11 protein-coding genes are annotated in these 14,141 nt (G+C 48.4%); 4 read left to right on the top strand and 7 right to left on the bottom strand.

The features are described from left to right. Window positions 1-97 precede the first annotated feature (97 nt). Both MH144_RS10575 and MH144_RS10570 read left to right on the top strand, forming a co-directional pair. Window positions 98-880, top strand: coding sequence for an SDR family NAD(P)-dependent oxidoreductase (locus MH144_RS10575; protein WP_239299640.1), 783 nt, complete (start codon window positions 98-100; stop codon window positions 878-880). Between the two features lie 209 nt (window positions 881-1,089). Beyond that, entirely contained in the window at window positions 1,090-2,676 is a 1,587-nt protein-coding gene (locus MH144_RS10570; RefSeq protein ID WP_239299638.1) for a choice-of-anchor I domain-containing protein, read from the top strand. Between the two features lie 128 nt (window positions 2,677-2,804). Here MH144_RS10570 and MH144_RS10565 read toward each other — a convergent pair whose 3' ends face one another. From MH144_RS10565 to MH144_RS10555, 3 genes are all read right to left on the bottom strand, one after another. Beyond that, window positions 2,805-4,061 carry an amidohydrolase gene (locus MH144_RS10565; RefSeq protein WP_239299636.1) on the bottom strand — a complete coding sequence of 419 codons (1,257 nt, stop codon included), beginning with the start codon at window positions 4,059-4,061 and terminating at the stop codon, window positions 2,805-2,807. A gap of 48 nt (window positions 4,062-4,109) precedes the next feature. Then, complete coding sequence (locus MH144_RS10560) at window positions 4,110-5,624, bottom strand: AbgT family transporter (RefSeq protein WP_239299634.1); 1,515 nt, start codon at window positions 5,622-5,624, stop codon at window positions 4,110-4,112. 226 nt (window positions 5,625-5,850) lie between these two features. Continuing rightward, on the bottom strand, window positions 5,851-7,155 hold the full coding sequence (locus MH144_RS10555) for a hypothetical protein (protein WP_239299632.1): 1,305 nt from the start codon (window positions 7,153-7,155) through the stop codon (window positions 5,851-5,853). A 242-nt stretch (window positions 7,156-7,397) separates the two neighbouring features. Between MH144_RS10555 and MH144_RS10550 the strand changes: the two genes are divergently transcribed. Next, on the top strand, window positions 7,398-9,050 hold the full coding sequence (locus MH144_RS10550) for an alkaline phosphatase (RefSeq protein WP_239299630.1): 1,653 nt from the start codon (window positions 7,398-7,400) through the stop codon (window positions 9,048-9,050). 209 nt (window positions 9,051-9,259) lie between these two features. After that, window positions 9,260-9,625, top strand: a complete 366-nt coding sequence (locus MH144_RS10545) for a VOC family protein (RefSeq protein ID WP_239299628.1) — start codon at window positions 9,260-9,262, stop codon at window positions 9,623-9,625. 131 nt (window positions 9,626-9,756) lie between these two features. Here the strand turns inward: MH144_RS10545 and MH144_RS10540 are convergent, their stop codons facing one another. From MH144_RS10540 to MH144_RS10525, 4 genes are all read right to left on the bottom strand, one after another. Continuing rightward, on the bottom strand, window positions 9,757-10,470 hold the full coding sequence (locus MH144_RS10540; RefSeq protein ID WP_239299627.1) for a DUF4274 domain-containing protein: 714 nt from the start codon (window positions 10,468-10,470) through the stop codon (window positions 9,757-9,759). A 150-nt stretch (window positions 10,471-10,620) separates the two neighbouring features. Next, on the bottom strand, window positions 10,621-12,141 hold the full coding sequence (locus MH144_RS10535; RefSeq protein ID WP_239299626.1) for a methyl-accepting chemotaxis protein: 1,521 nt from the start codon (window positions 12,139-12,141) through the stop codon (window positions 10,621-10,623). A 315-nt stretch (window positions 12,142-12,456) separates the two neighbouring features. Beyond that, window positions 12,457-13,596: a DUF4179 domain-containing protein gene (locus MH144_RS10530; RefSeq protein WP_239299625.1), complete on the bottom strand. Its 1,140-nt coding sequence runs from the start codon at window positions 13,594-13,596 to the stop codon at window positions 12,457-12,459. After that, the gene (locus MH144_RS10525) at window positions 13,586-14,134 is read right to left on the bottom strand and encodes an RNA polymerase sigma factor (protein ID WP_239299624.1); all 549 of its coding nucleotides are present in this window, start codon (window positions 14,132-14,134) and stop codon (window positions 13,586-13,588) included. The genes MH144_RS10530 and MH144_RS10525 overlap by 11 nt, the downstream gene beginning before the upstream one ends. Window positions 14,135-14,141 lie beyond the last annotated feature (7 nt).

Below are 14,141 nucleotides of genomic sequence, written 5' to 3'. Positions count from 1 at the left end.
TTTGTTAAATATACATGAATCATAAAATTAAGTATACTTGGATTGAAGATGAATGTAAGCGAAATCATTTATTTTAACCAACAGAGGAGTGCTACATATGAATACATTTGAGAATCGATTTGCAGGTAAAGTTGCGATTGTTACTGGTGCGGCATCCGGTATCGGATATGCCATTGCGAGACGCCTTGTCCAAGAGGGAGCTTCCGTCCTTGCCGCCGATCTGAATACAGAACGTCTGGACGCCATCCAGGGGGAACTTGGTGAACGGTTCTTCGGCGTGAAAGCCAACGTGACCGTTGAAAACGATATTGAAGAAATGGTGAGTGCCGCTGTCAAACAATTTGGCAAACTCGATCTGGCCTTTAATGTGGCAGGTGCCTCCCGTGCAGGCGTCATTACGGAACTCTCGGAAAAAGATTGGGACTTCACTGTGGATCTGTGCATGAAAGGCGTCTTCCTGAGCATGAAACATGAAGCCCTTGAGATGGCTAAACATGGTGGCGGAGCCATCGTAAACGTGGCTTCCCTCAACTCTCATGTGCCTATGTATGCCGGATCGGCCTATGCTTCTGCCAAAGCTGGCGTCGAGATGCTTACCAAGAATGGAGCACTCGAAATGGCGCGTAACGGCATTCGTGTGAATGCCATTCTACCAGGCCTCATCGATACGCCATTAACTGCAGAACTGCTCTCCAATGCAGATATCAAAGAAGCCTACATGGAGCGGATTCCGATGAAACGTGCTGCTCAGCCGGAAGAAATGACGGGACCTGCCCTGTTCCTCGCAAGCGACGACGCAGGCTATGTGTCTGGTTCCAGCCTCATCGTGGATGGAGCTTGGGCAACGACCGGATATCCAGACCTGAGCCGCTGGTTCTAAGTCAATACATTTCCACATGATTTCCATGTACCAAGTAAAGCCTATTGGACAGAGCACTGCTCTGCCAGTAGGCTTTTTCACTTGGATGTAAATACTCAATATTTTTACACAAATACTTTAGTTCGCTAACTTCGGCTTAACAATTCACCCCTATACTAAAACAATTATACATACGATCAACCATGAAACGGTAAAGGGGATCTGAAACTGTGAAAAAGAGAAATCAATGGCTCGCCGTTTTGTCCATCACAGCTATACTTGGCGCAGGTGCAACCAACTATGCATCGATGGTTCATGCAGCCAGCGCATCCGAATCTGCTAATAATCATGTCGTACTACGAACAGCCATCCAAAATATGCAGGGAACAATCACATGGGATAGCAGCAGTCGCAGTGCCGACATCCAGTTGGGTGAAGTCCGAGTGCAGCTCCCAGTCGGAACAGCTATAGCTACCATTAACGGTGTGCAAACGCAGCTGGACAGCAAAAGCTATGTTACGAAAGGAACGACATACGTTTCCCCACAAACGTTGAAACTGATCACGGATCAAGCGATCCTGAGCCAAAATAAAACGGGATTTGAACAGACAGCGGCCTTCCAGATGCCAAGTGGCAAAGCCGAAATCGCTGCCTCTACCCCGGACGGTCAGCGCCTCCTCGTAACTGAAGCAGACAATGGCAGCATTTCCATCCTGGATATTGCTGATCTGAACAAGGTGAACGTTCTAAAAACCGTAAGCTTCCATGATCTCTCAGACAAAGCAGAGGTAACTAGTGTAACCGTATCCAAGGACGGAAAATATGGCCTCGCTGTTATTCGTACCGGCGATACAGATACCGAGGCGAACAAGGGACTACTGGCCATTGTTGATCTTGCAACTTACAAAACCGTGAAGACTTATGAGCTTGGCATCGGGCCAGACTCCATTGCATTGTCCCCAGATGGATTACACGCCGTGATTGCGATTGAAGATGAGGAACTTAACAAAGCTGCGGACGAAATCGATTACCCTAATGCAAAACGTCCAGGCAGCATCATGATTGTATCGTTTGCGGGCGGAAACGTCCTTGAAGGAGAGGTAACCAACCTGCCTGTGTCTCTGGAAGATGTGAGCGGTGCAAGCTATCCGCACGATCCGCAGCCAGAGTATGTTGCCATCAGCCCGGACAGCAAAACCGCAGCGGTTACATTGCAGGAGAACAACGTCATCGCCATCATCGACCTGCAAACGAAACAGATCAGCTCGATCTTCTCGCTCGGTACTACCTCACACCAAGCCGATCTGAACGATGACGGTGTCGTTCAGTTTACCGAGAGCCTGACAGCCCGCTATGAGCCAGACGGTATTGCGTTCTCTGCAGATGGCAAATACCTGCTGACTGCCAATGAAGGCGACTTGGGCAAAGATGAGTTTGACGATGGTGTCAAAGCAGGCGGACGCAACATCGCCGTCTGGGATTTGCAGGGCAAGCGGGTATATGACAGCAAGAACCTGATCGATGAAGCAACCGCGAAGGTTGGTTTATACCCGGATGATCGTAGTCCCAACAAAGGTAGTGAAGTTGAAAATCTAACAGTATCCACTGTAGACGGGACAACTTATGCTGCCGTAGCCTCTGAACGGGCTGATGCCATTTTGTTCTTTGATCTGGCCGACCCGTCGAATCCGGCCTACCTTGGCCTGATTCCGACAGCTGGAGAGTCACCGGAAGGAATCCATCGGGTTAACGGCCGCAGTGTATTTGTCAGTGCGGATGAGAGCACGGGGACACTTAGCTTCTTCGAGAAAAAATAAGTCAGGGACGCAGCAGGCAGCTGTTCTACCAGCTGGGCTACCGAGTCCATGAAATTTCAAAAGGACATGAGAGCATCACGCTCTCATGTCCTTTTTTGCCGCCTGTGCCAATGCACCATCTCTGCTGCTTAAACGTTGCGAGCCAATCGCTCCAGCCATTCCACCGCCGAAGCGAGAACTGATTCATCGATATCAAATTCAGGATGGTGATGGGGTGCAGGCAGATCGCTGCCCACAATCATATACGTCGCAAGTCCACCCTGTTCCTGTACGCGTTTGATCATATAGCTGGCATCCTCGCTTCCCAGGGCAGCGCCATCCGAGATCGCTTCAGCATGTCTTATTCCGGATATCCCTTCTGCCTTCTTCACGGCAAGCTCGGCTAGTTCCATATCGCACCTTATCGGAATAGCTCCACCTACAATCTCAACGGTAACACTTAACTCATGCATGGCTGCACTATGCTCCAGAATCTGACGCACACGCCGCTCCAGTTCAAGATTCGTTTCTTCCTTCGTGGAACGCGTCTCAATCACCATGCGAGCGTGTTCGGCAATGATGTTCGCGCCAGTTCCTCCTTCCAAAATGCCCACATTGATTCGTGTATCGGCTGTACTGAATCTTGGCAAGGCATGAATGTTAAGCATAGCTGTGGCCGCGCCAAGAAGTGCATTCCGCCCTTCTTCAGGCGAAGCTCCCGCATGAGAGGATACCCCGGTAAAGTGCGCTTCCAGCTTCGTCGTTGCCAGGAAACCGGCAGAGGCCCCTTTAACATGGCCGGACGGCACATCAGTGCCGAGATGCATGCAGAACAGGCGATCCACCTGATCCAGCATGCCTTTTTCCACCATGGCGTACGCACCGCGCACTCCCTCTTCTGCAGGCTGGAACAACAGCCGGACTTTCCCGGCAAACTGTCTGTCGCTTAACCGTTCCGCCAGCGCAAGACCGATACTGGTATGACCATCGTGTGCACACGCATGCATAATGCCTTCATGGGTTGAGCGGAACTGCCCAGACTGTGGCACGTGCTTGTCCTGCCCGCTTTCACGAATGGGCAGTGCATCCATGTCGAAGCGAAATGCCGTTGTCGGCCCTTCCTGAATTCCATCCAGCTCGGCGACAACAGCGGTAAATCCGCCGCGCATTTGTTCCACTATAGCGGGTTCTGCCCCTTCCTGAAGAGCACGCTGATAGGCGCCTTCCAGCACTTCCGGCTTGGGCAGCCCCCGCCGGGACGCATCATCAATGGCATCTTTTCCATACGTCACACGATAGCCTAACGCCGTTAACATCTGTACAACCTTGGTTGCGGTACGAAATTCAGTGAATCCCAATTCAGGATATTGATGCAGCTCTCTGCGAAGCGCGATAATGTCGATCATATTGGTTCCCCTCTCTCAACTCTTTTCATTTCCAGTTCTGTTGAACTTCTATAATCTGGCGTGAACTCCCGGGCCAAGTGGCAGGTTGAAGACGTACCAGAGAATGACCATGACGACCCAGACGGAGAAGAATGCAATCGAATATGGCAAAATCAAGGAATAATACGTTCCGAGCTTGGCATCCTTGCGATACTCCTGCAAAAATCCGACGAACAATGGTACAAAAGGCGATACCGGGGCGAGTGGAATCACAACCGAATCGGATACCCGGAAAATGACTTGAGTGAACGCCGGATGGAATCCAAGCAGCATCATCATCGGGATAAACACAGGAGCCAGAATGGACCAGATCGCAGATCCACTTGCAATAAACATCGTTAGCAACGCGGACAGGAAGATCAGTCCGATTACAACCGGGATGCCGTTAATACCTGTTTTTTCAAGCAGATCCGTGATGGTGAGTGCCAGAAACTTACCCATGTTGCTCCAGTTGAACATCGCCACGAACTGGGATAGCGGGAAGACCATCACGATGAAGCCTGCCATCGTTTTGATCGGTTCAATCAGCAATTTCGGCAGATCATTCTGGTTCCGAATCACTTTCAGTTTAATGCCGTAAGTCAGCGCTACGGTGAAGAAGAACAGTAAAATGACAGGCACAATCCCTGCAAGGAAAGGCGAACCCATCACACTGCCTGTTTCCGGGTTGCGAAGAATGGCATTCGAAGGCACCACCATAAACGCGATAACAGCGATAAAAATAAGGGCCGCAATGCCGGCCGCACGCAGTGCCCGGTTTTCTTCTGGTGTTGGAGCTTCCAGCTTGTACACACGTTCCCCTTCATATTTGCCCAGTCGCGGTTCCAGGAATTTGTCGGTCATAAAACCTGCGACCAGTGTTAACACAATGACAGAGGCGGACATGAAGTACCAGTTATCCAAGACCGTAACACCCACACTTGGATCTACCGAGGCGGCAATTTCGGTACTGATGCCTGACAATAATACATCCGTAGTCACAATCAGCATATTTGCGGTGAAACCAGCACCAACTCCGGCAATGGCTGCGATCAATCCTGCAATTGGATGTCTGCCTACAGCGAGAAAAATTAATGCTCCGAGTGGAGGCATGATGACGAGCGCTGCATCTGAAGACACATGACTGAAGAATGCAATGAAAATGACAAGATAGCTGGCATAGCGGGCGGGTACCCGAACAGCCATTTTGCGCATGACCGCTTCCAGGAGGCCTACTTTCTCAGCCAAACCAATTCCGAGTACCAATGCCAAAATCGAAGCAAGCGGTTTAAAATCAGCAAAGTTCTTTACCACATTCGGCAGCAGCCACTGTATTCCCTCTCGGCTCAGCAGGTTTTTGACCTGTACCTTCTCCCCGTCAATCGGGTTATGTGCTGTCGCGTTAAAGAACGACAGTACAAGGGTAGCAATCATCAGGGCAACAATGAGATAGATAAACAATAGAAACGGATTGGGAAGCTTGTTCCCCACTCTCTCTACCCAACCAAAAATTCCTGTACTCTCCTGCCTTTCCGCTTTCACCATGCAAATACCCCCTGACTGTGATATTAACGCACATTTAACGAAAATGTCGTAATTTTAGGACATTATATAATTAACTCCACACAAAACTCAATACTTATGTTATGTATTTTGACACTAAACATAAAAAATACCGATCTACCACCAGGTCCAACGTGTCCGCCAGGAGTGGACATGAGAACTAAGGTTGCATAATCGGTATCCTTATTCTGTTTCTATGTTCGTAAATCTAACGCAGCAGTCGATATCGGTTACTTGGCCTTCCTCTGCGGGTATTCAGCTCATTTCCCGTGATTTCAGCCAGGGAGAATGCCGTAAGACTGCCGAGAATCCGCTGTACGTGCCTGATGGTCATTGATAACCCCGAGGCTAGTTCACTGGCCGTGAATTCTTCTTTGCCCATTCGGCGTATGTATGCCTTTAATTTCTGAAATGTACGGATGCTTACCCCCGCTTTATTCAACTGTTCGAGCAATTCAGTGTCACTTGAATACATCTCATAGGATAATTCCTGATCCTCACCCGCTGCCTCCACAATCGTACCATCCGTCTCATAGACAATCACACGTCCAGCTTCATCGTCCTTGGCATATTGAATCGCCTTCCGGGCATGACGCTCTGCATCAAATGCCGTCTCACCAAACCCAATCCCGGCAAAGGAAAGCAGGTCCGTATCCAGCTCAAGCTGATGCATCGCTGTATGCAGCGATTCCATGTTGCGGGCCATTCCACCCCTGGAACCATACATCATGTATCGACCTGTACCATCCTGGTGAAGGGAACCATCAATTTGTTCACAATGACGCAGCAGAATGCCTTTGATCTTAAGCTCCATATGCTGCAGCTGATACCGCTCCGTCGATTGATCACCGGCTTCATGCCACCCTTCAATCTCAACCATTAACACGCCAATTTGGCTGTCTTTGAATGCAGAACTGCGAATCTGTTCAATCAGCATTCGCACCGCTTGCACCGTCTCCAGCTTGGTGGAATCGATTTTGAAGACAGGAACCCCTCTCTGAACTAATCCTTCATATACAGCGTACAGACAGGTAATGGCTGCCTTGGTCTGCCCTTCCTCCCAGTGACGAACGTGGAATTGGATCATGTCTTCGACATCGTAATCGGTGGAAAAAACGTATTTTCGCAATTGTTCATCCGAGAATTTCAATTCCTCAAGACTGTCCATCAGGCCCCAGCTTTCATTCCCCGTCATATCAATGGAGATGTCCTTCACCGGATTGTCCAGTGTATAAATGGCTTGCAGCATGGCTTTGTACAAGCTGGCCCCGGTAGGCGGGCAGTATATGGCATGTTCTTTTTCATGCAAGACGTCCTGGGCTGTCAAATAAGGAATGGGACCCGTAAACACCCACCCGTGTACATTCTCGCGATTCCTCGTAATAATCTCGCCCGTCTCGCGTGCGTGTTGATAGGGGTACAACTCAAAGTAAGCCTCCAGATCCTGCCCCTCCACAGCACGCATGGTCCGCTCAATGGACGGCTTCGGTCCTACAATTCCGATACGGTACATGCACTCACATCCCCTTGTCCAACGCAGCATTGTTTAATACAAAAATCATACCGAACTGAGGTTCCGCTGTAAACCTCTTCATCTCACCATTGCTGATCCCCTCTCATTCCTGATTATGCATCGTAATCGTAATCGTAAATTTTACATTTAGTTAACCCATTTCTTATGTTCGTTTAGCAATTGTTGTATACACTGGTTTTTGGATACCAAACTATACATATCTATTTTAGGAGGATGTATTCATGTTAAACCGGTTCAATGCCCGTGCGGCCAAAATGATGCTCGCGGTTACGACAGTTGTTACAGCTACGCTGGGAGGAAGCAGCGCAGCGTGGGCTGCGGAGGACACTGCCACCCCTGCCTCATCATCACCGATCAAAAATGTCATTATCCTAATACCGGATGGCATGGCTAATGATGCCACTGCACTGGCCCGCTGGTACAAAGGGTCTTCCCTGACTCTGGATTCCATGGCTAGCGGTATGGTTCGCACACACTCCGCGGATGCTCCGATTGCGGACTCGGCTCCTGCGGGAACGGCTTTTGCTACAGGTTATAAATCACATACAGGATATGTTGGTGTACTGCCGGACAAGGCAACCATGCCTGGACAAAAGGCGATCGCGCCTGGAGATGCCAAAAAACCGATCGCTTCCGTACTGGAGGCATCCAAACTCGCAGGCAAGGCAACCGGCATTATCGCCACCTCCGAAATTATGCACGCAACGCCGGCAGACTTCTCTGCCCACTATCCGGATCGCAAAAATTACGATGCACTTAGCAAGCAGCAAGTATATAACGGCCTCGATGTTGTTCTGGGCGGCGGAAGTCGCTACCTTGAACCAGCGGGCCGCAAAGACGGCGAGAATCTGGTCTCCTCCATCAAAGCACTCGGGTACGATTACGTGACCACACCAGCTGCCATGAAAGCCTCTAACTCCGGCAAGCTGTGGGGAATGTTTGCACCTGCAGGCATGGCTTATGATATGGACCGTGACCCTGCCAAGCAGCCAAGCCTTGCTGAAATGACATCCAAAGCCATTGATGTTCTGTCCAAAGACGAAGACGGTTTCTTCCTCATGGTTGAAGGCAGCAAAGTGGACTGGGCAGCTCATGCCAATGATCCGATCGGAATTATCAGTGACGTGCTGGCATTTGACGATGCCGTAAAAGTAGCCATGGATTTTGCCAAAGCAGATGGAGAGACAGCTGTTGTGGCAGTAACGGACCACGGGAACGGTGGTCTCACGATCGGTAACAATGCAACAACGGGCACCTATGACAAAGAACCATTGTCCACATTTATCGGACCTTTGAAAAAGGCCAAGCTGACAGGTGAAGGCGTGGAAGCGAAGCTGAATGCCAAACGCACCAATATCAAAGCTGTCATGAAACAATACTACGGCATTTCCGACCTGACATCCGAGGAAATCGCTACAATTAAGGCAGCCGAGCCAGGCAGTCTGAACTACGCAATCGGACCAATGATCAGCAAACGCGCAGGCATTGGCTGGACAACGGGTGGCCACACCGGTGGAGACGTTGTGCTGTACACGTATGCTCCGAACAATGACCGTCCATTCGGCGTAATCGACAATACGGATGTGGCTAAATACATGGCACGCGTGTTGGATCTGGATCTGGACAGCGTGAGCAAACAATTGTTTGTTCCTGCCAAACAAGCATTCACAGCCAAAGGCGCTACGTACAAGCTGGACCTGACAGATGCCAAAAACCCTAAAATTTTGGTCACCAAAGGCAGCACTAAAGTAGAACTCCAAATCTACAAAAACATTGCGCTGGTTAACGGCAAAAAGACTGCGCTGGAAGGCGTAATCGTGTATAACGGGGTAGATGCCTTTGTACCACAAGGTGCGGTGGATCTGATTCAGTAAGTTTGAAAGATGGTCTACGCTATAAACCAAACACACATAATGGGAAAGCGTAGCAGTTTACAAAGTTTCAACCGGAATCATATCATTGGGCTGCCGAATATTTCGGCAGCTATTTTTGTTGTTCACAGACAAGGATGGGTTCCTCCTCCTTGCTTATCGTATAATGGACGTAACATTGATAAACGGAGACAAAAAGGAGAGATTCACCCATGTTGATTAAACTAAACTGGATTACGCTTCGGGTACGAAATCTGGAAGCCTCGCTCGGGTTCTACCACGGCATGCTCGGGCTTCCAATCCAGCGTCAATTTGAAAGCCGTGGACGGCAAATTGCCATGCTGGGCACTGAAAATGAAACGATGCTGGAACTGATTGAGGGCAGTGTATCCATTCTCAAAAAAGAATCTGGCGTGTCCATCGGCTATGAGGTGAGTTCACTGGAAGAAGCCATGGAACGGCTGGCAGCACTGAATATTCCGATTGTTCGTGGGCCCATTCAGCCAAATCCACATCTACGCTTCCTTTACATCGCCGACCCGGACGGCTTCGAGGTGCAGCTCGCCGAGCATGAGTGACCGTGCTCGACCACTCATGGGGCAGCGTCAGCAATGGTATTGTGTTATACATGCCTAGCATCACCATTTTTTAGCACTATACAAAGCAAGAGCATCTCTAGTTGTGCCTAGAACATACTCTTGTTTTGTATTCACAATTTATTTGAGGAATTTGTTGGGCACTTCACTCTTAGTAGCTCGGCAAGTCGGCGATAACCCGGTCCATCCTCACTTTGGTTCACTTCGTCTGCGTCCATCTCCAGCCAGTAATCGGCGTCCAGCAGCTCAGCCATGTCGAGCAGCGTGATCTCCGCACAGGCAGGATGCTCACAAGCAGCCAGCATAGGCTCGGGACTGTCATCCCAGTTGTACCCGTCCACGACAGCATGCAGAAGTACAGCTGAGTCCAGATCACGGATCTTCGCGGCTGCCCTCTCTGAAGATTCTTCGTACAAAATCTCATCGACGATTGCTTGTTCCGCCTGGGTCAGCCGAAGTCTCACCGAGCCCGTGGTACCAAGCAGCATATCTGCAATAGCCGGGTCCCTTCTGGCTGCATTCCAGGCCGTCGCCTGAATTCCATGTGCAGAGTCCAGCTTCACTCCATGTTCAAGCATGAGTTGAATGGCTTCGATCTGCTTGAACTTCACTGCTTTTTTTAGAGCGGTATCGCCGAGTTTGTCTTCTGCGTCCAAGTCTGCTTGCTGTTCCAACAGACATTTAATAGCCTCAGCTGGCATGCGATACGTCAAGAAAAGCATTAAGGGTGTACGTCCCCGTTCATCCCGCTCATTGATATCCAGGCTATGTACTGCTGCACAAGCTTGTTCCACATCTTTGGACTTACTAATTTCAAGCCAATTCATTAACTATTCTCCTCCTTGCACTTTACACTCTACAATACACTGTAAAGGAGATATACACAGGGTTCAAGTCACCAGATGGCAGCAAAAAAGCCCGCCCCACGATGAACGTACGGGCGGACTCTACATTTTCTACTAATAGCTATCCTGCCTCTAAGCTGACAGCGTATCGATCGGTACCACACGATCATCTGCCTTCTCTTCAGTGACAGAAGTGGACAACTGATGATCTGACACCAGCTCATTCAGGTTCAGAATCAATTGCTCCAGCTCACCGAAGCTGTCTACCATCTTCTGAGTCAAGCTGCGCTGCTCCTCCATACTGGCAAGAATCTCTTCCGTAGCGGCACTGGATTGCTGAGTCACACTAGAAATCTCGGAAACCTCATTCACCACTTTAGTGGAGGATTCCTTCATCGTTGCGGAACTGCTCTCAATATCCATGGCCTGGTTCAGCACTTCCTGGGAATTGCTATTAATCGTACGGAACACAACTTCTGCAGTCTGTACGCTGTCTCTTCCTTCTTTTAGAGCAAGGCGAATGCGTTCGAAGCGATTCGTAAGTGCCTGTGTTTGCCCCTGTAAGCGGGTCAAAATGGTGGCAATGTCACTTGCCGACTGACCAGAGTGCTCCGCCAGCTTGCGAACTTCCTCTGAAACCACTGCAAATCCACGTCCATGTTCACCTGCGCGAGCGGCTTCGATCGCAGCATTGAGTGCAAGCAAGTTGGTCTGGTTCGCAATATCTGAGATACTGTTCAACATCAGGGACATGGCTTCACTTTCCTCATTGAACTGTCTCATATCGGAAGCCGTTGTATCAATCGTCTCATAGAGTTCCTGCATCTGCACATTCAGATGGTCCATCTGCGCACTTCCCGTTTCCGTGCTGGTTGCCATACTGGCGGACAGTTCTTTCATTTGAGACGAATAGGAAGCAACATCGCGGATATGATGATCCGACAAGGAGAGAGATTCCGAAATTTCAGCTACGCTGGTAGCCTGGAACTCTACGCCTTTGGCCACTTCACTGAATCCGAGCGTCACTTCATTTGTGATGGACCCGGTCGCGTCTACCTTTTGCTTCAATTGATCCGTATAGAGAGACAGACCTTCCACCGATTCTTTGACACGTTCCATCATGCTCTCTACTTTTTGTTTGGATTGCTCTACTTCCTGCCAGCGTACTTCGCTGTCCAGGAAAAGTCTTTGATTTAAGTGGGAGACTAACATCAGAATTGCTCCAGTAAGAGCGAACAGTCCGACATTAACGATATTTCCTATGAGTTCAACAGAATCTACTGTATTTATAACAAATAGCTGGAGCACACTGTGGGCTAGTAAGACAAAAAATCCAATCATAAAAAACTTCTTGTTTGGAATAAGCAAAAGAACCGCTGTTATTACCAGACTCATTGTCAGGTTAACCGTTCCCCAACCGACATAGACCCCACATATGGTAATCAAAATGGTAAACAGCCATGGAATTAAATGAATATGTTTTCTTTTCGCATTAGCGTATGTAACCCAAGCTGCAAACAAAATGGCAATTCCGTTCGAGACAAGCAGCTTAGGAAGCATTACGCTCAGACCGAGACCAATCGCAAGGATAATCCACAAAATGATACAGATTAGCTTGTTCCTTTTCCAAATAATTTCATCATACCGATTCATCTGTTCCCCGTCCTTTATCTAGGTAAATGTGGTTTTGTAGGGCAACTCTGTACTACATTCCATTGGTCTATGGTCCTGCTTATACGCAATCCGCAAATCCCCCGCGCTGTAGCATAGTACAAATTAACTTCATAAACATGAAATAAGCGCTACATTTATGTATATCGGTATTCTAAATTTGAAATTTTATATGACTTCCAAAATAATATACTTCCATATCATGTTGACAAACGAAAATAAGCCTGTTTATACGCTGTGACGTACAATACAGGCTTATTGGTTAATTCAAGTGGATCACGTTATCTACTACCAATTCTATTTTATTTTCAACTCGATCATATCGCGCTCTGCTTCCTGAAGATCATCATACACTTTGCCTGGTGCACGCAGCTTTGCTACCAACGATTGTGGATCATCCAGTAGGTTGCTGCTGAACGAGTAGATCATGCCGTCTTCGGTGCCCGTTCCTCCTACCGAGGATAATTCTGTCTGCTTTCCATCCTTAGTTGTGGAAACAATCTTAGTAGGGTTAACTACATCATAGATGGAAAGTTTGGTTTCGTAATCAATCTTTTCGCCTGGCTCATAAATGAATCTGGCACGAGTCACAAGAGGTGATATCTCTACTTCAGATAACATCACCTCATATCCGCCAACTGTAAATAGCTTATTCAGTTCCAAGACTTCCGTTTTGGGAACCGAGAATTTGGGATCCAGATTGAAGGTGATGTCCATTTTTTTTGAAAATTGATATTTGCGTTCTTTTTTGACTGCATCTGAATTCGTACCTTTATTCGGAACAACCGATGAAATCTGTACATTCATCATGACTTGTTCAGGCAAGGCCTGATTTTTTCTAAGCTCTATGGCGCTTTGACCATAAATGGTGTGCTCATCATCTGAAGTATGTACCCCCCTCGAATTTCCGTCGCCCAATACATTATTGGTTATCGCGTTTGTCATCTTGGTATTCACAACCGAATAGATTTCTTGAGTATCGTCTGTCTTGGCTGTATATAACACAATTAACTTGTTCTCATCTGCCATTACTGCATTAACGGTAAATTGATATATTCCCGATTTCACCGTACGGTTGACAAGTTGATAATAGCCATTATTCATTGCAGATTCGATCGTACTCCCGCTAACGTCCTGCTCAGCTAGTTTCCGAAAAGGCTCCAGAACTCCCCAATCCTGAATGGGTTCAACAGCTGTTGTCTGGGGAATAATATTCCCTCGGTACGGCCCGAGTAGGAAACATGCGGCAGTGATTGCTGTTATGAGCACAGCAGTGACCCATTTTATTGGGAGACCACTTGTCGTTCGCTTCGCTCTTGCTTTTGCAAGCCCTCGCTGGATGGCAAATGCCGTATCTGCCGGGTTCAAATGCTGTTTCTCCACTTCAACCTGATATGCGTCTGCGAGCAGTGCTTTTTCTTCAAGACTAGTTCTCATGCCAATCCCCCCTGTTCTTCATCAGCTTCCGTAAGTGCTCCAGCCCCTTGTGCTGCCAGGTTTTGATGGTTCCTTCGGGTTTTCCGAGGATCGAGGCAATGTCACTCAGTGTCATGTCGTTATAATATTTCAGCAGTAATACATGGCGGTATTTCGGTTTTATCTTCTGCAACAATGACCACATGGCGATCCGATTATCATCCAGGCCTGCACTTGCGAAATCTGCAACTACTTCCTCCAAACCGTTATTAGACAGCGGTGTGGTTCGCTTGCGGCGTCTCTGTTCATCAATACAGACATAGATCAGAATTCGAATAATCCATGATTTGAACGCTTTTTCATTTTTTAAACTCCGACGCTTCGTCCAAGCCCTGTATGTCATCTCCTGCACAGCTTCCAGAGCATCATGACGGTTGCGGAGATAACTATAGGCAATGGAAATCAGCGTATCCTGATGCTCCATGATGGACTGGACAAATACCGTCTCATCTTCGGTTTGCACGAATATCATCTTCTTCATCTCGGCTTTGGTCTCCACCCCGGTT

Origin of the sequence: Paenibacillus sp. ACRRY, assembly GCF_022346995.1 — a bacterium.
Taxonomy (GTDB): Bacteria; Bacillota; Bacilli; order Paenibacillales; family Paenibacillaceae; genus Paenibacillus.
Note: the sequence above shows the minus strand (reverse complement) of the source record. Positions and strands in the feature narration are given on the sequence as shown.